Raw genomic sequence first — 22795 nt, 5'->3', positions numbered from 1 at the left:
GTCTAACGAAAATAGCGAATAATCAAGCCAGCGATTGCCCTTTTTTCTAATTTATTTGTAGTACTGAAGTTAATCTCGTCATACTCAGGTAATTCAACTTTTTCAAAGCTCGTTAATTCATTTGGTGTCATATCCCAATGCTCTTGAAGCTGCCGAATTGTTGAGTGTCGCTCTCGTAACCAATCCCTAAATGCCTCATGCTCAAAGCGATCACCTGACGTCATTGGCCCTTTGAAAATTCGCTTCTCATCAAACATGGAAGGCTCATTAATTAAATCCCATTGAATATTAGTTGTTTCCTTATGTCGCGAAACAACGGCTGAAATAAAGCGCTTCTGTGCCTCGATACTACGTGGGTCTAGATACGGGTTCTCCCCCTCCCAACGTTCAGGCGTAAATGAAAAGAAATTAAATGTCACTTCTAGATCATGCCTTTTGGCTGTTAGAATAAACGCATCGATCGCACGCATCACTTCTTCATACGGGTGTCCATCAACAAACATCACTTGTCGCCAGCCAGTCCATAACCCTGTACGAATATAATTAATGCCTGCCTTCTTCATATGACGCATATCACGATCCCATGCGGCCGCATTAGGTAAGAATAAATATTTCCTCGCCACATCCGATGTCATGTATGTCATACCAACAATCGGAAATGGCTTTCCTTCCTTCTCGAAATAATCACGACCACATGATAGAGGTTCTCCTTTCATTAACAAATCTTGATCATAACCCCAAATCCCTTGATGTAACGTTCTCCTTTGTCCATCAGTGGCTTCAAGCTGACAAATGAGCTCATAATAGCCAGGTTCAATTTCAAAAGGAATCGAATGTTGAATATATTGAATATCGCTACTAGAGATGACCGTCACTGCTTCGCTCCATTTATAAGTTGTTTTCACTGACGTTAATTGCAGATGAAACGTCCACTTTTGACCTTGATTTTTCTTTTGAAGTTCTTGTATTTGGATATGAAGACGGATTTTCTCACCAGGAAAGTAGCTTGAATAGTTTGGCTTCACCCATACTTCCGTCACTCCCTTACTGGCAAATTCAGCCCATTCAACTAATGCTTCAACCCCACCTTGCTCCCAAAAGGTTGAGGTCACTTCCTGATTCACGAACAACCAACGTCCACCTGTAAATTCTCCCTTCGTATGCTCTAACAATACTGCCGGAGCAGCTACATGTCGTCCCTCTTTCGAAACTCCTTTTAATAGTGGATAAAAATGTGCATCCATCGGCCCACCAGAGCCATTTTCATTCGGCACATCTTTTGTACGAGTAACGTGTAGCTGCATGCTATAAGTTGACTTCACGTCAAATAAAGACTCTTTCCCCTGAAACAAATCAAAATCTTCATTTGCCATATAATGCTTAACTTGATCACCTGCTACTTCTAACGTCTCAAGAATATGAAGCTGTCGATGATAACCGAGCTGCTCAACTTCACGTTTCCATTCCCCATTCTCCTCATATACAGGAATTTTAAATGGTGCACCTCCTAGATGTACAAGTCCATTTCCTTTATTCAAAAAACGTAAAATCTCTGGCCAACTGCTTTTCGAAAAAAAGGATCCGTGCAAATGAACTAAACAAGTGGCTTCATCCAATGACTGTTCCAGTGATTTGGCATCAGCCAAGGTACAGCTCCCTCTTAATCTCTCAATCATTTCCTTTGAAGGACGCTCCCCTTCATATGGAAACGTCTCGTCATAAAAAACAACGATCTTCTCCATATAGAACACCTCCCCTATCATCAGTTATTAGCCCTTCACAGCACCTTGAGTCATCCCTTGAACAATTTGCTTTTCCATCACAAGGTAAAAAATAATTGTCGGAATGAGAACAATTGTTAATGCGGACATTTGTGCCGTATAATTCGTCCCATACTGTCCAGCAAAATTCGCCAAACCAAGTGGTAATGTCCTTAGCTCATCATTATTAATTAAAACGAGTGCAAAAGAAAACTCATTCCAGTTATTAATAAAATTCAAAATTATCGCCGTTGCTAAAGCTGGCCTTGTCATCGGCAAAATAATTGACCAAAATACTTTCAATACACCACATCCATCCATAATAGCAGATTCTTCAATTTCCTTAGGAAATGAGCTCATAAAGCTTGTTAATAAGAAAATCGTAATCGGTAAATTGAAAGCAATATACGGAAAGATTAACGCCAAATACGTATCAATGAGTCCCAGTCTTTGCATTAAAATGAACATCGGTACGAGCGTCGCATGAATGGGTACAAGAAGGCCTAAAACGAAAAAGCCATACAATAACTTCCGCCCTCTAAAATCAAACCTTGACAAGAAAAAGGAGGCTAAAGCACCTACAAGAATGGTTACAATCACAGCTACAATCGAGACAAAGACACTATTAAAGAAATACGTATCAATATTCGCTGTCACCCAAGCATCCACATAATTCGTTAAAATCCATTCATTCGGTAAACCAAATGGGTTTAACGCAAAATCTTGACCTGTTTTAAAAGAGTTCATGATCATCCATAAAATAGGGTATGAATTAATGAGTGCAAAAGCGATTAACACACCATATATGAGCACTCGTGATATTCTTTTCTTCGTACGTGCTCCACGGTCGAAATGCTCATTGCGCTTCAATTTTGGTTTCGTATTATTATTTAGAGTAGGCTCCATTTTTTTTACCACCTTTCTAAGAATCTCGTCTTCTCAATAGTCTTTGACATAAGAGAATTAACGTGATACTAAATATGAAAATCAGAACCGATATGGCACTTCCGTATCCATATTTCAATCCTCTAAATGTTTCACTATACATATACGTCGCCATCACTTCTGTCGCATGAGCTGGACCACCGCCCGTCATCACATAAATTAAATCAAATGTTTTTAAGCTTCCACTAATACAAAGCACGATCGCAATAAGTATAATATTCCAGATTGAAGGAATAATAACGTGACGTGTCTTTTGCCACTCCGTTGCACCATCTAACTCTGCCGCCTCTAGAATATCCTTTGAAACCGTTTGTAACGCTGAAAGAAAAATGATAAAGTAAAGCCCTACAAATTGCCAAATAATCACGACTCCAATCGCATACATCGAATAATCAGGATTTCCTAACCAATTTTGAGTTAATGTTTCCAACCCCATATTTGACAATAATTGATTCAGCATCCCCTGCTCCGCATTGAAAATCATTCTCCATGTTAAAGATATAACCACCGTTGAAATAACTACCGGTATAAATGCGATCGTACGAAAGAATTTAGCACCTTTCACTTTACGATTTAATAGTAGTGCCAACCCTAACGCAATCGGTATTTGTCCAAACACGGAAAAGGCAACAACTAGTAGGTTATTCCGAACTGATAACCAAAAGATTTGGTCATTCAATAGCATCCGGAAGTTATCTAGACCAACAAATTGCATTGGCGAAAATCCATCCCAACTCATGAATGAATAATAAAACGATATAAAAATCGGAATAATACTAAACACACAATAAATAAGTAATGCAGGAATAATCCCTAATCCAATTTTCCACGGACTTTTCAATAAATGCATCGTCTCACTCCCTTACAATGATCTGTAACCGTTTTCATATACCATTATAAAGGTGACACCCTTAACAAAAAATCCTCATAATTAAGAAAACATCCGTATTTTTCTTATTTATTCGCATGCATACGTCTAAATTGAGTCGGTGTTACACCTACATGCTTTTTAAATACTTGCACAAAGTATTTATACTCTTTATAACCGACGTATTCAGCAATTTCAAAAACCTTATTCGATGTTTCTGATAACAGTTCACTCGCTTTTCTAATTCGCAATGAATTTACATACTCCGAGAAACTCTTTCCTGTTTCTTGTTTAAAAAGTACACTAAAATAATTCGGTGTAATAAAATGCTTTTCAGCAATATCAGATGCTTTCAAATCTAGTTGAAAGTGTTTATTTATATAGTCTTGTATTTGAACCATCATCCAGTTTTCACCTTCATGATGAGTAATGCATTGCAACAAACAGCGTAAATCACCTATAAATAACCGCTTCATTGCTGACATTGAATTGACAATTTGCAGATCTACTCGCTCTTGGAGATGAAAGGTGACTTGAGCCATTTTACTTGACGAGGTGAGCTCCTTGATCCGACTTTTTAACATTAATTCCATTTCACGACACGTATATAATACTTGCTCTAAAATCACTCCTTGCTCCTGCCACATAAGAAACAGCTGATCAACCGTTTCCTGTAATAACGAGTCATCACCTGCCATGATCACTTGTCGAAGCTGAGCTTCAGCCTCCTTCGGGTAGGAAAGCTCCTTCTTTTTGGACCTCTGTATTTGAACAGAGAATAGTAATGTATTCTCACTTCGTCCCTCAGTGAGCAAATCCGATACTTGTTCATATACACGTAATACATTCGATAATTCCATTTCAAGGTTAGAGATACCAAAGCGAATAGGATGAGCTAATTTTTTTTGCAGCTTATCACATAACTGTTGAAATTGACTCAAATCGAGCAAATGTTCATCATGACAATAGCAAACCGTTACCCATTCATTCTCATGCCCAGAAAATGTCACATGCTCAACCTCGAACTCAGTCAACATTTCATCAAGTGAAACTCTAAAATCATGCTTAAACTGGTCTAGCTCATCTTTCGATAATACTTCCAATAAGTAATGATAATCGACACACTCTGTTATCATTAACCGATAAGGAGACGTTAACAGCTGCTTCTTTTCTGCAACGCTTGAAGAGAAAGGGGTATTAAAAAGCTGATGCATCACATATTCCGAAATACGCTTCGGTTGCTCTGCTTGAGTCAATCTTTGCTTTTCAATAATTTCTTGCTTCAATTTTGTTGTCAAATCAACAAGCTCATCAATGTTCACAGGCTTTAATAAATAGTCCTCAACCCCTAAGCGAATCGCCTGCCTCGCATATTGAAATTCATCATATCCACTAATCATCACAATTTTCGTACTCGGAAAATGCTCACAGACATATTTTGAAAGCTCTAAACCATCCATTTCCTCCATACATACATCCGTAAGAATGAGATCGACCCCTCTTTCTAAAAAAGGTAACGCCTCTTGCCCATCATGTGCCATTCCAATTAAATCAATCCCAAGCGTATCCCACTCAATCGTTGTCGCTAACCCTTGGCATATAATGGGTTCATCATCGACAATTAACATTTTAATCATCATTGACATCCTTCCCCTCTAGTATTCTTTGTAACTCATAGTCTTTTTCTATAAACGGCAAATGAATTCGGATACATGTCCCTACTTCTTGATGAATCAATTCCAATCCATACTTTTTCCCAAATGCATGTACAATTCGATTGTGAATATTTCGTAATGCATATCCTCCACCATCTCGTTCTTTTTGTGAGTGAAATAGAAAATATTTGATTTCATTCACATTCATCCCTTTTCCATTGTCAATCACATCAATCGCTATTCCTTGCTTCGTACGATAGGCTTTTATATACATTCGTTTATTTGGATGGGTTCGTTTAAAGCCATGCTGAATGCTATTTTCCGCTAATGGTTGAACGATAATTTTCATCACAAGTGCCTGCTCGATCCCTGCTTCGACTGCTATAAAGTAATGAAGCTGTCCAGCTAACCGCCTTTTCTGAAGTTCAAGATAACTTTGAACATACGCGAATTCATCCTTAAGGGTAATCCACACTCTACCTTCACTTAAACTTATTCGAAACAGTCGCGAAAGATCTTCTATACTTTTCCCTGTATCAGGTGCATTCTCAATTCGTGCTGTCCAACGAATCATATCTAATGTATTATATAAAAAATGTGGGTTAATTTGACTTTGCAATGCCTTTAGCTCTGATTCCTTATTTTGCAATTCTAGCTTATACTTCGTCTCAATTAATCGTTGAATATGAGAAACGGCTGCATTAAAATGTGTGCCAAGCTTGCCAATTTCATCATTTGTTCTTACCTTTACCTTCGCATTAAAATTTCCATACTCAAATCGCTTTGTTTGCTCAGTCAATTCAATAATTGGCTTAACGATCGTCCATACAAACCCAACAAACGCAACAATCGTCAACAACATTACAATGGAAATCACTATAACCATCGTATAACGAATGCCAGCAAATTCTCCTAAAATATAATCTTCTCGCACTAATGAAACTAATGACATTCCTATATGCTGATCATTGACGTTACGAATCACCGCATAATGATCTTCTCCATTATGCTGAAATGTTACGACAGCCTCTTGCTGATCAACGACCTCAACTAACTTTTCATTCGGATAAGGCTTGCCCACTTTGCTTTGATCTTGATGAAACATGACGACCCCATTATCTTTTAATAAAAAGGTTTCATTGCTTTCATCGGCATAACCATTTGTAACTGATTTCATTAATTCGCGTGAATCTAAACGAATTCGAACTAAACCATTCGGCTTTTTAATTTCATAAATATCATTAATCACACGAACTAATGAAATCACTTGTTGGCCATCATATCCCCAGCCCGTTCTCGAGACCTCATATGGCTCACTCCAAAAGATACGTCCTTCACGCTCAATCGCTAGCTGATCCCATTGTGTTTCATCACTATTTAAGCGTTCACCAACATGCAAATCGGTCCCATTGACCCCTTGAATACTTGCTGAATCAAAATAGTTTTTATTATTTAAGTGAAAAGTAAAAAAACCCTTAATATGATCCTGAAGACGATGGATATCTTCATAATAATTTTGATCATCCATTGGTAGGGTCATGAAATCTCGGAATTCATTACTAAAAATAATATAGCCAGATATATCCTCAACATCCTCCATGATCGATACCAAACTTGATTCCATATTGTTTAAATTTTGCTGAGTCCGATCAATCACTTGTTGCTTAAATAGTTGATTCGACTGATGGTAAATTAATAAACTAACAATCAACGTGGGTAATAAGATAAAGCACAGCATAATAACCATTGATTTTCTCTTTAAGCTCCAATGATAAAAAGGGTTCCATCTATTCATATGTGATATTCTCCTGGCCTCATTTAGTAAAAGTAGAGTACTCCCGATAAGAAATACCCTACTTTATCATCTATTATATCACTCTGTGTTCACTTGCTCTTGAATTTTCTGAGCGGATTCTTCAGGTGTGGACCGTCCAATCGTAATGGCCTGTAACTCATTTTCAAGGACATTATTTACAGCCTGTGGTAAAACAGCGTCATATACAGGTGCTGGTGGAGCTGTATTCGTTAGCTCTAGCATTTCTGCAAACAACTCATCAAATTCAATATCTTCCGGTACATCGACATCTGCTGCTACCACTCTTCCTAAACCAATTAATCCTTGATAATGCTCTTCATTAAACATCCATTTCATGAACGTTTCTGCAGCTTCAAGCTCTTCTCCTTCTAAGTTAGAATTTAATGACCAAGCATTCCCGTATACCGTTGAAACTGTATTTGTATCACCTAATGGAATAATCGCTATTCCCACATTTTTATCTTCAGGTTTATTAGCTAGGATACTAATCGCACCCCAGTTTCCGTCAATCACCATACCTGAACGTCCTTGCAAGAAATATTCGATCATTTGATTTGAATCCATCGTATTTAAATCCTCATTAAATGCACCCATCTCCGTTAATTCTTCAATTACCGCAAGAGCACTGACAAAGTCAGGATCAGTAAACGCACGCTCTCCTGCAAAAACATCTTCTAAGAAATCATTTCCTGTAAAGCGATCAGCAATCGTTGAAATGTATACTGACTGCAATACCCACGGCGCTGAATTACCAAGTGAAATTGGCGTTGTACCTGATTCTCGTAAATCAACGATTAACGATAAGAACTCATCATACGTATCTGGAAATTCACTGTAACCAAGCTCAGCAATCATATCCTTATCATAGAACACAAAGCTTGTTGGATTTTGTACAGAGGGTATCGCATAAGTCTCTCCATCAAAGCTAAAATCTTCAAGTGCCACTTCATCTAACAATCCATCATCGAGCCAATGATCTCTAATGTGATTAAGTGAATGAACCGCACCTCCATCTACAAGTGGACTTAATTCAGCACCAGGAAACACTTGAAAAATATCAGGCAATTGTCCTCCAGCCGCTTGCGTATTTAATCTTGTACGGTAATCAGCATGTGCCGTTGTCTCCACATTTAAATGAATATGATCATGCTCCTCATTAAATTGCTCGACTCGATCCATCGTATAAATGAAATCATCACGATCTGGGTTGCAGAAGCCCAAAAACTTAACTCGACCACTTCTCCTTCATTATTACTATTATTCGTATCATCAGCAGTACCTTCCTCATCATCTGTACTAGTCTCTTCCCCACCGCATGCCACTAAAAGGGCAATCAACAAAGCGAACAACCCGAATAATAAGACCTTATTGAAACTTTTCACTTTCACGTGCATCTCCCCCAATTCATTTGTAATCGCTTACAACTGAATTATGACATAACCGTTATTTTATAAATATCCTATGAAGTTAAGATTATATCAGTATTTTTTGAAAATTGGTATAATGTACAAGATCATTCTCATGTAATAAGCACATCATTATTGTAATAGTTCTCATTACGGAGATTTCATTCATCTATTGTGCTCGAACAACAAAGCTCTCTATCCTACAAAGATGAGAGAGCATACTTTATTTGTTCTTTATAAACGGACATTACCATCTCCCTGTTCATCCTCTTCTTCTCTAACTTCCTTTTCTTCATGAAGTTCAACAGGGGATTGTGCCATTATGTAATCAAATGGCGTAAAGTTATTATCTGGAATGGTTTTAGTTTTAATCATTTTGTAAGAGGTAAGACCAACGACAAAAAGAAGAAAAGTGAAAAATATAACGTACAAGCTTATATAAAAAATCACCCTACCAGTTCCTTTCATTTGAATAGCAATGACTTAGCTTGTTGCTTGAAGGTCACCAAAAAAAGTTGAAAACCAAATTCTTCAGTGACTCTCCTATCATTCTCTTTTTTAAACATCGTTACTTGGAATGGGAAATCCCACCACTACCTGATGGGGACGCTCATTGATTTCCCACTTACGTTCTAATGATGATGTTCATGTTCGTTCTCTTCATCTTGTGCATCATCTTCCTCTAACTGTTGCAACTCTTCCTCAGAAACATCTCCAACAATCACTTGCTTCGTTGGCATCACATGCATCCCTCTTGCCGTAACATGACTCGTCACATTGTATACCCCATCATCAACAAACGTATACGAAATCTCATAAATCCCATCACCTTGGTGCTCACCTGAAATCATGTCACTTTCATCCTTTTTGCCATGCTTCCAAACTTCAAACTCCACTTCCTCGGCATCGTCAACATTCTCATTACCTTGTGTAACCTTTGTTTGAAGAATTACTTCTTCTCCCGGAACAATCTCTGGTAGCATAATATCGACTTCAACAACTTCAGGGACTCCATCATTTTGAATGTCCCCCTGCTCCTCTCCAGCACAAGCTACTAACAAACCAACCATTACTAATATGACACTCCAGCAAATCTTTTTCATGTTTATAATATTCCTTTCATTTATCTATATTAAGAATACCAATCCTTTAACTTTGGAAACTTTGAAAGTAGAAAACGATCAACAACATACATAACAACAATCGAAATACCTACCAATGGCATTACTATACCAAAAGCAAGCATAATAAAAAAGATCACCCTTGCCTGCTTTCGATCCTTTGCCGTTGGTGGAGCCCCTAACTTCCCAGTTGGCTTTCTCCTTTTCCACATCATAAACGAGCTAACAATAAGCCCAATTAATCCAATACACGTCAGTAATCCGAGAATTTGATTCGGTAAACCGAATAATCTTCCTTCATGAAGCGCAATTCCAATTGTAATTGCTTTAGCCATCATACCATAATCATCGAATCGAACATCTGTCAACACCGCACCACTATACTGATCAATATGTAAGGTTGCATTATCTAAAGGTCGTGTATGAGAAGTTGCAATTGTATACACGCCTGTTTCGCCTTGAGGTAATGATATTGTATACGGCTTTTGAATGTCTTCAATATTAGCAATTTGCACAACGTGTTCTAACGGTATTTGCAAATACGTGCTCACTTGCGATGTCGGAACGTCTAACTGTTCCGCTGCCCAAGGAACATCATCCGCTACATCACCCGTTCTTACTGACGATTCTGGCTTTTCTCTAAAACTTAGTGCAAATGGAGGATAGCCCGTATTTGTCATTGTTGCCACTCGATTAATTTGTTCGCCCATTATGTACCACCAACTAGAAGTTCACTATGAAGACGTTTAAAAACCTCAGTTAGTTTCTCCTCATTTATAAGCTCTCCCTTTACATGACCATCATAAGGGTTAACAAAAACCGATTTTGCAATACCTTGATCAAAAATCGTCACTTCTGTCGAACGAGTCTCTTCATGAAAACGTATTGACTGAATACTAGCTTCAGGATACATTTCTGCAACCTGCTGTAATTGTAAGGATGACGTCATAACCTCCCCTTGATCCTCAACAAAATAAAGATCCTTATACATCATATTCTCAATTTGTGGCTTAAATAAATAAACAGCTCCGCTAAATGCCAATATGCATAAAAACGGGGCAAAAATCACACCTGCATAAAAATGCCAGCGCCATACAGTTCGGTATAAGGAAAAGTATCTTGTCTCTTTCCTCTTAAGTCTCGTCTCTTTCTGCCTCACCACTCTTAAACTCCCTCTCCACAACTCAATCATTCTCCATGCTTTAGTGTAAAATAAGAATGTGAAGAAAAAATGAAGTTTAAGAAAAACGCAAAGCGTCTTTTCTTAATTGCGTGATCCCACTAGCTTCTTCGGTTCTTCTCTCATTTCTTCCTTGAATTTTATACGTTCTCATCTAAAAAATCGATTTCCTTACTCATGAAACATTTCTATCACTCATTCGTATACAAGATAACGACATTTTATCCTTGGATAAAAACTGTTAACTGGAGGAAATTAAAGCATGCTACACGGTAAAACCCACGATTTAGAAGAAACGAAAGGAAGCATCATCTTTTATTATGGATTAATTACCTTTATTGCTCTTATTGGAGCGGGACTTTTATTTGGAGCATTTTTAATGGAAGACACAGTCGGATCAATTTCTATGTATGTACTTGCTGCTTTCATTCTATTTCTTAGCGTTGTTTTATTAAAGAAGATGAAATCCGTAAATAAGTATCTCGCCTATGGAATTGACGAAGAACGCCAAGTCCTTTGGGAAGCACAAATGCAAAAGGGAGTGAGTGATCCGCTAACTTCAATTGAAATTCCGTTTCACGCCATAACGATTGTTTTGCTTGCGCCATATCAAGTCATGCATACATACCGAACAAGTCACTCGACTACTACGAAATACTCAGACAATCCTGTCATTCTAGTTGTATTTAAGGATGGAAATCAAAAGCTTTATCACATGATCTCATTCAAATCAAATGAAGATACGAACTTCTGGTTAAATAGTGCTATTGCAGCCGGACTCCAGCTAGACATAACGGATGAAGCGATTAATAAAGTTATCACATTACCAGATGCACCTGACTTAATTGAAAATGGCGTTTATAAGCAGAAGTTGTATTTTAATGGAACGATTACAGCTTATTTTAACCCAAATCAACGAAATGATCACCGAAGACATGAATATACGCCGAATACGAAAGAAGCAGTCGATTTTTCGAGCTTTGTTCTGTTTCCAATCAAGCCATGGCACGTCATCGTCTTACAGCTTTTCCTTTTCTATTCAATCTATTGGATTGAGGCTGAGTTTTTTGGAATAAATAAGTTTCATTCACCTTATTTTTTGACGATTTATGGTTTAATAGCCGCATATGCGATTATTATAGGAGGTTACTTACTTTTCAACTATTCCATGAAAAAATCTAGTTACAAAGTCAATATTGTTTACTTTTTTATTGGATTTTTCATGTTCTTTTTCGTAGAAAACCCGGCAAATGAATCGATGGATCCACTATTAATTTCTTACTTAATGGGTGTAGCAATCGGTTCAGTAGGCAGCCACTTTCTTCGACAAAAAAAGCCCGCCCTACATCATGTGGAGGTCGAACAATTAAAAGAGCGTATGCGTTACCAAAGTGAAATAGATAAAGAGGCCTGATTCTAGATTATGCTTTTTGAAATCGGACAAACGAAATATGTTATCGTATCTAAAGGTGAGCAACTGACCAAGGGTAAGTGGCAGTGAATGGAGCCATTTTCATATTTTTTGGTGCTGTTTGAACGCGTCCTTGAAGAGGTCGGTGGAGATCAAACCATTCCTATCGACCTCCTATTCTAAATTTCTTAATCGGACAACCGCTTCTGTCCCCTTTCCTTCAACAGAATGAAGCTCAAACTCTCCATTATGCTTCTTCACAATTTCCGATACGATCGCTAGACCTAGACCCGTTCCACCACTTTTTCGTGATCTTGCCTGATTCACTCGGTAAAAACGCTCCATTACCGCCTTCAGTTCATTCTCTGGAATACCAATACCCTCATCAGCAATCGTTAGCACACTCCACTGATCCTCAACGTGTAATGTCACATTAATTTTCTTATAAGCTACCGTATAACGAATCGCGTTATCCATTAAGTTCCAAATAACTTGTTCGATTCGATCACGGTCAGCTTCAATAATGCTCTCATCATCCAACTTCAATTCAAGCTGCAGGTGCTTCTGTCTTACTACAACTTCAACCGATTCAAGAACATCATGCACAAGCTGTGCAAGAGCAATCGGTTCTAAGGATAATGGATATGACTCACCTTCAAGCTGAGCCAAATCGAGCAAATCATTGACTAGTCTCTCTAAACGCTTGGATTCAGACTGAATCATACTCAATCCTTTTTCCTGTGCAATAATCCCTTCCTCCATCGCTTCTGCATATCCTTTCATATAGCTTAATGGAGTACGAAGCTCATGAGAAACATTCGCTAAAAAAACACGTCGGTTATCCTCTACTTCCTCAAGTGCCTGTGACAATCGGTTAAACGAATGCGCTAACTCACCTAGCTCATCCGCACTTTTCACTTCGATCCGTTCCGAGAAATCCCCCTCCGCCATCCGCATGGAAACGCGCTTCATTTCACTAATAGGTGAAACAACATGATGGATACCTCGTACTGCAATAATGACAATGACGACCATTACGATCAGAATTGACACGATTAATAGAGTTCTGATTTGTACAAATGGTTCATACACTTCCGATAGCGGCATCGATAGCAAAATGGAGCCTAATAGTTGCCCTTCTTCAAATAGCGGAATCGCCACTCCAAGAATATCTTGATTAAAATGAGGGTGAGATCGTATCATCACAACCGTCTCTCCATCGAGTAATTGCTGTCGTTCAGCAAACGTAATCATTTGTTCATCAGCAGATGGCTCAAAGGGAGAGCCACTTCCAAGCTCCATCGGATCATTTGAAAAGATAACATCCGATCCGCTATTTTCAGCTGACCATTCCAAACGTTCAATGAAAGCATCGGTCATCCCGAACCTTTCATAATACGCAGCTAAATGCTCCCCTTCGGTGATAAGCAATTCCATTTGCTTATCAATATAAAGCTCATCATACAAAAATGAAATGAGCCAAACCGCTGCTCCAATAACGACGACGATGATCGCAACAATCGCAAACCATACCTTGAATTGAATCGACTTTTGCTTCATGAGAGCTCCTCAAGCTTATAACCGATTCCCCAAACCGTTTGCAGAAGAGCCCCTGCTGCTTTTAGCTTTAGGCGTATCGTTTTCACATGTGTATCAACCGTACGTAGTGTCCCCATTTCCGTATCCATACCCCATATTCGTTCATGAAGGTGCTCTCTAGTAAATACTTGTCCCCTATGCTCCAGCAAAAACAGTAGCAAGTCATATTCCTTTCGTGTTAGTCGCACTGGCTCTTGATGAACAAATACCATCCTCCCATTCACATCAACCTCAAGCTCACCCATCTTTAACCGATTGGTCTGCACGTTCATTCGTTCAGATCGTCGCAGTACTGCTTCTATTCGTGCAATGAGTTCACGAGGACTAAACGGCTTCACCATATAATCATCCGCACCAAGCTTTAGACCTTTCACCTTATCCTCTTCACCACTTCTTGCTGTGAGCATCAAAATCGGAACCTGGGAAAAAGACCTTATTCGTTCACAGGCCGTAAACCCATCCATATCATCCATCATCACATCTAGTACAACAAATTCAACTTTATATCGGTGCATGAACTCAATCGCTTCACGACCACTCGTTGCTGTCAGAACCGCATAGGATTCTTTTTGTAAATACGTCTTCACTAGCTCTAATAGCTCCACTTCATCATCAACGACTAATACATACGTAAGCTCGCTCATCCATTTATTCCTCCAACACCATTGCATACGGACCTGCTGCTACTGCAAGCTCCGTTATTACTTCAAATGTGTCACGCGCAATAATCGAAATCGTATCACTGTCCAAATTGGATACGTACAAATATTCTTTATTCCCGATGACTTGATTCGGATTTTGTCCTACCTCAAGTTTATCGACGACATCATTCGTTCTTGAATCAATTTGAAAAATCGCATGCTCGCCATGGCAAAGCACGTAGAAATATGGAGATGTATCATCTCCATAGAAGGCAACTGGCATTAGTCCTACTTCAATTTCGTCTAAGAGCTCACCACTATTCGGATCATACGAATATATGTGGCGATTCAACTCACCGAAAGGACCATGTCCCCCAATCCATAGCTGTTCTCCATCATGAAACAATCCTGCTGGTCGTTCAACGACTGAAAACGCACGCAATTCCTCCTGTAAATCCCGATCAACGACTATCACCTCATGCTCATCTCCACTGAGTACAAACAGCTCATCGTTCGTTAAAGCAAAGTCTACTGGGTGTATCCCTATCTCCATACTCGCCATACGTTCCTGCTGACTAACGTCAATCAAATGCACAGCATGGTTCACCGTATCTGCGACATACCCATGTCTTTGCTCTTCATCATAAAGTAGTGTCGTTAATCCCTCATTTAAATGAACAAAAGGCGAAATCGTGCCTTCCTTAAAATGAATGATCATTACCGATTCTTCCTCTTTACTTGTTACTAATACTTGTCCATCCCCAATACTGACCATCTCTGTAATCGCAACAGGGCTTTTATCTTTTAGTAGCACCTCATAACGGTCTGTATCAATAAACACTAGCGCCTCTTCCTTCACATGCGCAGCCATCAAATAAGGAGCTTCACGCGGCGTTTCCAACCGTTGCTCATCACAACTACTTAACACGATAAGGAAAAAAGCGACTCCTATAGCGAAACGCTTCATTTTGTCCTCCTATTAAGAATTTACATACCTATACTTCCTCATTTTAGCATGCAATTGTGAAGAAAGATTGAAATAAGAAAACGCTACTGCATCTTTTCTTTAAAGCGGCGTACGAAGCTGTTACATAAGTTTTTACGAAAGTGCATTCTTTCACAAAACGTGAAACGGGCGAGCCACCTACTTCTTGAATGACCTTACTCATTCAATCATATCTCCAAATTCATCTAATCCATTAATGAGGAGAACATCGGTGTAAAGCACTTCCCTCTTGCGATTAAGCCAAATTCCTTCATTCCTGCCCTTGTACTTGCTAGTGCATCGATGTCTAGTCGATCACCAATAGAATAGCAACGTTCAATTTCGGCATTAGCTTGTTACACGCGGCTTCATAATAACTTGCGCCTATCCTCTCTCTATTAATTGTTCTTCTAAATGCATAGGCATCTCTTCATACATATGATTCATTAAATCAACAACTGTTTGCTTCTTTTCTAACTCAGCTTTATTAATTGCTTCCTTCACATCTTCCTTAGCGTGTTCAATCACCGTTTGCTCCTGCTCGTTCGACCAAAGACCTTGCCTTTCTAGAAATTTACGAAAACGAACAATTGGATCTTTTTTCGCCCACTCTTGATTTAACTGCTCAGTTCGGTATTTTGTTGGATCATCGCCAGAGGTTGAGTGTGGTCCAAATCGATAATTAATCGCCTCAATTAAAGTCGGCCCTTTTCCTGCTATTGCCCTTTCTCTTGCCTCCTTTGTTGCTAAATACGTTGCCAAAATATCCATTCCATCTACTTTAATACCTTTGATGCCCGCTGCAACAGATTTCTGAGCTATCGATTGTGCAGCTGTTTGCTTTTCAACTGGAGTCGAAATAGCAAATTGGTTATTCTGAACGACGAAAATGACAGGCGCATTGTAAACACCAGCAAAATTAAGTCCCTCGTAAAAATCTCCCTGAGATGAACCACCGTCACCTGTATATGTAATGGCGATATTCTGCTTCTTTTTCTTTTTTAGTCCGAGACCTACCCCAGCAGCTTGAACAATTTGGGCTCCGATAATAATTTGTGGAGGTGTCACATTGACATCATCTGGCATTTGCCCTCCTTTATAATGACCTTTCGACCAAAGAAACAGTTGTGATAGAGGAACTCCATGAAAAAGTAGCTGCGGTAAATCACGATAACCGGGTAAAATCCAATCTTCCTTCTCTAAAGCAAATTGCGTACCAATCATCGTTGCCTCCTGACCAGTAACAGGAGCATAAAAGCCTAAACGTCCTTGCCTATTTAATGAAATACACCTTTGATCAATTGTACGTGTGTATACCATTCTTTCCATTAATAGCTGAAGCTCCTCTGCTTTCATATCTGGCAGTCTATCACGATTTATTAGATTGCCCTCCTCACTAATAAGCATAATCCGTTCATATAAATGTTTACTACCTTGTACGTCTTTCATATTAGTCACACCTCTATTATATAATTTTATAAATAACGATCGTCTTTTATTATATTATATAATTATGAAAGAGATGTCAACGATTCTTTCACACTTGAATAATTAGCGAAATCCGTTATCATTTGTGATAAGAGGTGAATAAATTGGCCGTAGAAAAGCAAATATTGCGCTTACTTTCCATAAAAGCTGACATATCAGGAAAAGAATTAATTGACATATTAGAGACAATGAATTACACACCCCAATCGATTCGAAACGCATTATCCAAATTAAAAAAGAAATCGTATGTAACCTCACCAAAGCGAGGTACTTACTCCATTACTACAAACGGATTTGAGTTATATCAACTCTTTAACAGCAAAGAAAATTTCTACGACAAACAATGGGACGAAAGGTGGTACCTTGTTTTCATTGAAATTCCAGAATCAATACGAAACAAGCGTGATGCATTTCGTCTAAAGGTTACCCAGCTTGGCTTTGGCCAGCTATATAAAGGAGTGTATATCTATCCTTGGGACATCACATCTAAAGTATTAGCGCTCATCGATTCCCTCGAAATAGAAAACTATGTCACGATTCTATCGAGCGATACGTTTCACTTTAATTCCATTAGCCCAGAAGGAGGCTCGGGCACTAATCAAGCAAGTAAGATTTGGAACCTCACGGAAATTGAACAAGCATATAAAGAAAAACAAAAATGGTTAGAGCAACAATATCATGATTCACTAGATTTAAATGAACCTTCAACACTCTTATCTAATTATTTACAATTAACTGAAATACGAGATGCTCTGATTGAAATAGACCCCATGCTTCCACCACAATTCCTGCCTGGAAGCTGGATAGGGACACATGTTCTTCATTCAATTGATTTAAGCATCCTGTCTCTTATTAAACGAATGCCAAAGAGCTCATCCTATTATCAATATATGATCCGACCTTGAAAATAAGTGAATGTTTGTAATATATCTTGGTACAAGGAGACTGAAATCACCTATACCTATGTCAGTCTCCTTGTTAATGATCGTAATCAATCAACGAATAAACGCTAAATCTCTCTCAGCCATCGCATCCTCCAACCACCTCGGATGCATCGTCAGTAAATCTTCTGGTAGCTCTTTTTGATCGAAAAAATCCATTTCCAACGATTCATCCGAATAGCAACATAACGAACCACCGACAACTTTTGCTAAAAAGCATGTCGTAATAAAATGTACGACTCTTCCATTCGGATACGTAAACACTTGCGATTCTGGTTCTGAATATATACCAATCAGTTTCACAATTTGTATGTCCAAGTTCGCTTCTTCCTTCACTTCACGGATTGCTGCCTCGGCCACAGTCTCACCTTTTTCAATATGACCAGAAGGAATCCCCCATAGCTTAACATCTGCTCTTCTTTGCAGGAGAACCCTTTGCTCCTGATCCAATACTACAACCGCAACACCTGCTCGAATCTCATCAATTTGCTTCATTTCTTTTTCCTCCTTTTTGAATAAAAAAAGATCCGAAAAGAAAGAAATCAGTGTATAACAAATACACTGAACCTTTCCCCTCGGACCTTTTATGTCAATAGGTGCCTTTTACTTATCGTAAAAGATGTAGCCCTCGGTCACAGACCTGATTACTAGCGGAACCCTAGCTACAATTTTCCAGTTCCCTATTAGTTTACTAGATCACGCCCAAGTTTCCAATAGTAAATACACTCACCTTCAAAAATAATGTAGCAAGGACGTTGCAATTGAAAAATACACAAACAACCCGATAATATCATTAATCGTCGTAATAAAAGGGCCAGATGCAACAACCGGATCTATTTTTAACTTATGAATAAGTAATGGGATGATCGTACCCGAAAGAGTAGAAAATAAAATCGTCACAAATAGAGACACACCAATAATGAAGCCTAAAATTGGACTTCCTTGTGATAGAAATAATGCAATCATCGAAACAATTATTCCACATACAATTCCCATCATTAAACCCGTAGCCGTTTCTCTTTTTATTAGTCGTATGATCGTATCTCGATTAAATTGATTTAATGCTAAGCCGCGAACAACGACAGCAAGCGATTGTGTTCCTGTATTTCCTGCCATATCAGCAATGAGTGGAATAAACATTGCTAATAAAGCAACTTCAGCTAACGTAGCCTCAAACGTACCGATTAGCCCAGCTGTTAGCATCCCAATTAATAATAACAGGACTAACCACGGCAAACGCTTCTTTGTTGCAACCATTGAACTTACATCTAGATCGACAGCCCCTCTAGCTGCAGCGAACTCGCCAATATCTTCACTCACCTCATCATCAAGCACATCAAGCACATCATCAACTGTTATAATTCCAACTAGCTGCTCATCTTCGCTAACGACAGGTACAGCTAATAGGTTATAGTCTTTTATCACTTTTGATACACGTTCTTGATCCATCGTCGGAAAAACGGTCACCACTTGCTCTTTCATCACTTGATCAATCGTTAACTGTAACGGAGCTGAAATGATCTCACGTAACGAAACAACACCAATAAGCTTGTTAGACTGATCGACCACATATATATAATAAATCGTTTCCGCTCCCATCCCTTCTTGACGCAATTGCTCCATCACTTCGTCAATCGTTGCAGTCGGGGATACACTTATAAATTCAGTCGTCATGAGAGAGCCCGCTGAATCATCCTGATGGGAAAGAAGAAATTTAATATTTTCTGCCTCCTCAACATTCATACTACTTAATAAATACGTTGAAATATGATCAGGAATTTCACTAAAGAAATCCGTAATATCATCAGCTGGTAACTGCTTTAGCATTTCTAGGGCATACTGATCTTCAAGCTCCGTAAATACTTGTTTCTGTTCATGCAACGCTAGTCCTTGAAAAAGTTCGGCAAATTCCTTAGCTCGTAAATAATCATAAACAGCTTTTCGTTTTTCATGACTCATCTGTTTGAAAATTTCAGTTTGATCGGTTGGATGCAAATCGAGAAACTCTTCACGAAAAGCTTCTTTTTGTTTGTTTTTTAAAGATAAAAACAGATAATACGTATACTCCTCACGGTTTTTCATCATATCCTTTTTCATACCCTTCCCCCCCTTCTACAAAATTAAGGTCAGTGTTCTATTTCAACAGAGATAACATGATCTATTTTTTTTATCAGATAATAAATTTCAGTTGTATATTGCTTTTCTGGAGCAGAGACCTTTAGTTCAATTTGTTGGTTACCATTTTCAAGATCCTTTAACTTCAAATTTCTAATCATGATGTCACTTTTTTCTTGTTCAGATAATCCCTGTCCTTTACGTTCAATAGCTTTAACTAATTCCGTTATTTTCAAATTCGGCTCCATCACGACTTTTACAAGGACGTCACGTTGACGCAGAGCAGGTGGTCCAATGATTTTTAAGACAGGAGGAATAACATTAATCGCTAAAATCATCAATACAATGGCTGTAATAGGTAAAAAATAAAATCCAGCTCCAACAGCAATGCCTAAACCAGAAGCAGCCCAAATAACCGCCGCACTTGTTAACCCCGAAATGATATCGTTATTTCTACGCAAAATGACACCGGCCCCTAAGAAACCGACACCACTCACAATTTGAGCAGTCAAACGCATAGGGTCCATCGCATGATAGGTCGGAGTTGCAAATTTGTTAAAGGATTCGATTGAAACAATCGTAACCATACAGCTCGCAACGCAAATAATCATACACGTTTTTAATCCTAATGGTTTATGCTTCAACTGACGATCTATCCCGATCAATAATCCTAAGAACAAAGCAAGAGCTAACTTCATGACAATTTCTACTTCAAATACCATTGAACTCACCTTCTTTCTTCATTAAAATATGACTTTCCACCTTATTTCACATTTATTTATATAACTAAGGTCACTGAAAAAGAAGCATCATTCATTTCCAGTGACCTTTAAACAACAAGCCGAGCACCCTTTTGAATGTGAGATGATTTATATTTAGAAAGGGAACAACTTATCCCCTTTATAAGAAATCAAGAAGTGCCGTTGCAATTGAGAAATAAATTAACAAACCAAGTATATCGTTAACTGTCGTAATAAATGGACCTGAGGCAATAGCAGGATCAAGCTTCAACTTGTTAATAATTAATGGGACGGTCGCCCCAATCACAGTCGCAATACTTAGTGTACAGAAAATAGAAAATCCAACAATGAGTGCGAGCATCCAGTGCTGATACATAATCGTAACGGTAATCGCTAATACAGCCATACATATTAAGCCAAGCATAATACCTGTACCGAATTCTCGACGAACCATCTTACCAATACTTCCTTTTTTAATTGTTCCGAGTGCTAAGCCACGGACTGCCACAGCCAATGATTGTGTCCCAGTATTACCAGCTGAGTCCATAATAAGTGGGATGAAAACGGCTAATAAAACAATCTCTTCTAATGTTTCTTCAAATTGACCAATAACCCCAGCTGTAATAAGCCCAAAAAACATGAGCATAATAATCCATGGTGAACGTCTGCGAGCAGCTTTAAATGAACTAACATTGACATCCGTTGCTCCTTTGGCTGCTGAAATTTCTCCAAAATCCTCCGTCGCCTCTTCTTCAAGAATATCGATTACATCATCAACTGTAATAATTCCGATTAAATGGTTTTGCTTGGAAACAACAGGAACGGCTAAGAAATCATATTTCTTAATTAATTGCGCAACGTCCTCTTGGTCCATATCATCATCGACAGAAACGACTCTTGTCCCCATCACATTTTCAATCGTTTCAGTCGGCTGAGCTGTAATTAAATCTCTTAAAGAAATAACGCCCACTAACCTTTCTACTTCATCAACAACATATAAATAATAGATCGTTTCCGCATCAGGAGCATCCTTTCTTAGCGTATCAATTACATTTGACACGACTTCTGTTGACGTAATACTAACATACTCCTTCGTCATAACAGCACCAGCTGTTTCAGGAGCATATGCCATTAATTCTTTTACTTCCTGCGCCTCTTCTTGGTCCATCTTCTGTAGAATATCTTCTGCTTTTCCACCAGTCATAGCCTCTAAGAAATCAGCGACATCATCAGCAAACATATTGTTAAACATCTCAGACGAGTACGGTTCATCTAATTCTTGATAGATCCGCTTCTGATCATCAATGTCTAACCCTTCAAAAATATGAGAAAAATCCTCAGGTGATAAATAGTCATATACACGTTTTCTTCTGTCATCCTTTAATTTTATAAAGAAATCAACCTGGTCAGTTGGATGCAACTCTAAAAAAGTATCTAAAAACTGTTTGCGATCTCCTGCTTCAAGAGTATCTAAAATGAGCTGCTCATATTGCTCACGGTTTTGTTCATTTAATTTAACCATCATGAATCCTCCTTGTTATAACGGAATTCCTACTAAATGAAATTTGGTTATAGTTTGTTTAGTTATATCCTTTTTCTTTATGAAGACACTTATACTTCAAATACTTATCTTACTCTTAACGATGTAACAGTCTTCCAAGTGACATGAATCAAACTTCATATCATCTGTATTTCCATTTCTCTTCACATCGTTCATATATGACTCGGGTTCAGGACCACTATCCAATTCACATCACCTCCAACTGCCTCGTCAAGTATTAAAAGGAACCAAAAAAGACATCTTCAACGAATGAAGATGTCTTAACACACAGCAAAATTAAGCAGCATCAAACGATAAGCATTAACATGCTAACCATTAAGACACAGCAAACTAAGCGTCCATTCCCTCCATTCGTAGAGCTTTAGCACTGTGCGGCATAGGATCTATGATCCAGCTACATTAAGAACCACCTTATGTCGATAGTTCCTGTTGACCCATTGGCGTCTTTGGACATTTTTGGGCAGCAGCGTATCTCCTGCACAGGAGCCTCACCTAACGAGGTATTCAATTTAACAATGCAAATGCTACAGCAGAATATTAATCGTGTCAATATTATTTTCAAA

Annotated in this window: 21 protein-coding genes and 1 riboswitch; of the genes, 2 read left to right on the top strand and 19 right to left on the bottom strand. The window is 38.5% G+C overall.

Annotated features, from left to right (window positions below; translation table 11 throughout):
* Positions 1–2: 2 nt before the first annotated feature.
* From JCM9152_RS24220 to JCM9152_RS23510, 11 genes are all read right to left on the bottom strand, one after another.
* Positions 3–1742: a beta-galactosidase gene (locus JCM9152_RS24220; RefSeq protein ID WP_369384593.1), complete on the bottom strand. Its 1740-nt coding sequence runs from the start codon at positions 1740–1742 to the stop codon at positions 3–5.
* A 27-nt stretch (positions 1743–1769) separates the two neighbouring features.
* A complete protein-coding gene (locus JCM9152_RS18885) occupies positions 1770–2666 on the bottom strand; it encodes a carbohydrate ABC transporter permease (RefSeq protein WP_081728132.1) in 897 nt (298 codons plus the stop codon).
* A 16-nt stretch (positions 2667–2682) separates the two neighbouring features.
* Positions 2683–3555 carry a carbohydrate ABC transporter permease gene (locus JCM9152_RS18880; RefSeq protein ID WP_035346961.1) on the bottom strand — a complete coding sequence of 291 codons (873 nt, stop codon included), beginning with the start codon at positions 3553–3555 and terminating at the stop codon, positions 2683–2685.
* A 104-nt stretch (positions 3556–3659) separates the two neighbouring features.
* On the bottom strand, positions 3660–5213 hold the full coding sequence (locus JCM9152_RS18875; RefSeq protein ID WP_035346960.1) for a response regulator: 1554 nt from the start codon (positions 5211–5213) through the stop codon (positions 3660–3662).
* Entirely contained in the window at positions 5203–7023 is a 1821-nt protein-coding gene (locus tag JCM9152_RS18870; RefSeq protein ID WP_052016168.1) for a cache domain-containing sensor histidine kinase, read from the bottom strand. Before JCM9152_RS18870 ends, JCM9152_RS18875 begins: the two co-directional genes overlap by 11 nt.
* Positions 7024–7101: 78 nt before the next feature.
* Entirely contained in the window at positions 7102–8223 is a 1122-nt protein-coding gene (locus JCM9152_RS18865) for an extracellular solute-binding protein (protein ID WP_235715770.1), read from the bottom strand.
* Positions 8175–8432 carry a hypothetical protein gene (locus tag JCM9152_RS23520; RefSeq protein ID WP_235715769.1) on the bottom strand — a complete coding sequence of 86 codons (258 nt, stop codon included), beginning with the start codon at positions 8430–8432 and terminating at the stop codon, positions 8175–8177. Before JCM9152_RS23520 ends, JCM9152_RS18865 begins: the two co-directional genes overlap by 49 nt.
* Positions 8433–8684: 252 nt before the next feature.
* Entirely contained in the window at positions 8685–8918 is a 234-nt protein-coding gene (locus tag JCM9152_RS18860; protein WP_052016166.1) for a DUF3951 domain-containing protein, read from the bottom strand.
* 164 nt (positions 8919–9082) lie between these two features.
* Positions 9083–9553 carry a FixH family protein gene (locus JCM9152_RS18855; RefSeq protein ID WP_035346959.1) on the bottom strand — a complete coding sequence of 157 codons (471 nt, stop codon included), beginning with the start codon at positions 9551–9553 and terminating at the stop codon, positions 9083–9085.
* A 29-nt stretch (positions 9554–9582) separates the two neighbouring features.
* Positions 9583–10281, bottom strand: a complete 699-nt coding sequence (locus JCM9152_RS23515) for a PepSY-associated TM helix domain-containing protein (protein ID WP_052016163.1) — start codon at positions 10279–10281, stop codon at positions 9583–9585.
* A complete protein-coding gene (locus tag JCM9152_RS23510; RefSeq protein ID WP_235715768.1) occupies positions 10281–10730 on the bottom strand; it encodes a PepSY-associated TM helix domain-containing protein in 450 nt (149 codons plus the stop codon). Before JCM9152_RS23510 ends, JCM9152_RS23515 begins: the two co-directional genes overlap by 1 nt.
* 283 nt (positions 10731–11013) lie before the next feature.
* Between JCM9152_RS23510 and JCM9152_RS18845 the strand changes: the two genes are divergently transcribed.
* Positions 11014–12165: a hypothetical protein gene (locus tag JCM9152_RS18845; RefSeq protein WP_035346958.1), complete on the top strand. Its 1152-nt coding sequence runs from the start codon at positions 11014–11016 to the stop codon at positions 12163–12165.
* A gap of 171 nt (positions 12166–12336) precedes the next feature.
* Here JCM9152_RS18845 and JCM9152_RS18840 read toward each other — a convergent pair whose 3' ends face one another.
* The 4 genes from JCM9152_RS18840 to pdhA form a co-directional block, all read right to left on the bottom strand.
* A complete protein-coding gene (locus JCM9152_RS18840) occupies positions 12337–13722 on the bottom strand; it encodes a sensor histidine kinase (protein ID WP_035346957.1) in 1386 nt (461 codons plus the stop codon).
* Positions 13719–14405 (bottom strand): response regulator transcription factor, encoded by a 687-nt coding sequence (locus tag JCM9152_RS18835; protein ID WP_035346955.1) that lies wholly within the window; start codon positions 14403–14405, stop codon positions 13719–13721. Before JCM9152_RS18835 ends, JCM9152_RS18840 begins: the two co-directional genes overlap by 4 nt.
* Positions 14406–14409: 4 nt before the next feature.
* On the bottom strand, positions 14410–15369 hold the full coding sequence (locus tag JCM9152_RS18830) for a YncE family protein (RefSeq protein WP_035346953.1): 960 nt from the start codon (positions 15367–15369) through the stop codon (positions 14410–14412).
* A 402-nt stretch (positions 15370–15771) separates the two neighbouring features.
* Positions 15772–16836, bottom strand: coding sequence for a pyruvate dehydrogenase (acetyl-transferring) E1 component subunit alpha (pdhA, locus tag JCM9152_RS18825; RefSeq protein WP_035346951.1), 1065 nt, complete (start codon positions 16834–16836; stop codon positions 15772–15774).
* A 143-nt stretch (positions 16837–16979) separates the two neighbouring features.
* Between pdhA and JCM9152_RS18820 the strand changes: the two genes are divergently transcribed.
* Positions 16980–17780 carry a PaaX family transcriptional regulator C-terminal domain-containing protein gene (locus JCM9152_RS18820; protein ID WP_035346946.1) on the top strand — a complete coding sequence of 267 codons (801 nt, stop codon included), beginning with the start codon at positions 16980–16982 and terminating at the stop codon, positions 17778–17780.
* A 90-nt stretch (positions 17781–17870) separates the two neighbouring features.
* Here JCM9152_RS18820 and JCM9152_RS18815 read toward each other — a convergent pair whose 3' ends face one another.
* From JCM9152_RS18815 to mgtE (JCM9152_RS18800), 4 genes are all read right to left on the bottom strand, one after another.
* Positions 17871–18311, bottom strand: a complete 441-nt coding sequence (locus tag JCM9152_RS18815) for an NUDIX domain-containing protein (RefSeq protein ID WP_035346944.1) — start codon at positions 18309–18311, stop codon at positions 17871–17873.
* A 237-nt stretch (positions 18312–18548) separates the two neighbouring features.
* Complete coding sequence (mgtE, locus tag JCM9152_RS18810; protein ID WP_035346941.1) at positions 18549–19913, bottom strand: magnesium transporter; 1365 nt, start codon at positions 19911–19913, stop codon at positions 18549–18551.
* 29 nt (positions 19914–19942) lie between these two features.
* Positions 19943–20653: an MgtC/SapB family protein gene (locus JCM9152_RS18805; protein WP_081728130.1), complete on the bottom strand. Its 711-nt coding sequence runs from the start codon at positions 20651–20653 to the stop codon at positions 19943–19945.
* 178 nt (positions 20654–20831) lie between these two features.
* A complete protein-coding gene (gene mgtE, locus JCM9152_RS18800) occupies positions 20832–22193 on the bottom strand; it encodes a magnesium transporter (protein ID WP_035346933.1) in 1362 nt (453 codons plus the stop codon).
* 377 nt (positions 22194–22570) lie between these two features.
* Positions 22571–22739: riboswitch (M-box (ykoK) riboswitch) on the bottom strand.
* Between the last annotated feature and the right edge of the window lie 56 nt (positions 22740–22795).

This window comes from Halalkalibacter hemicellulosilyticusJCM 9152 (genome assembly GCF_000513115.1).
Classification (GTDB): Bacteria; Bacillota; Bacilli; order Bacillales; family Bacillaceae_D; genus Halalkalibacter; species Halalkalibacter hemicellulosilyticus.
Note: the sequence above shows the minus strand (reverse complement) of the source record. Positions and strands in the feature narration are given on the sequence as shown.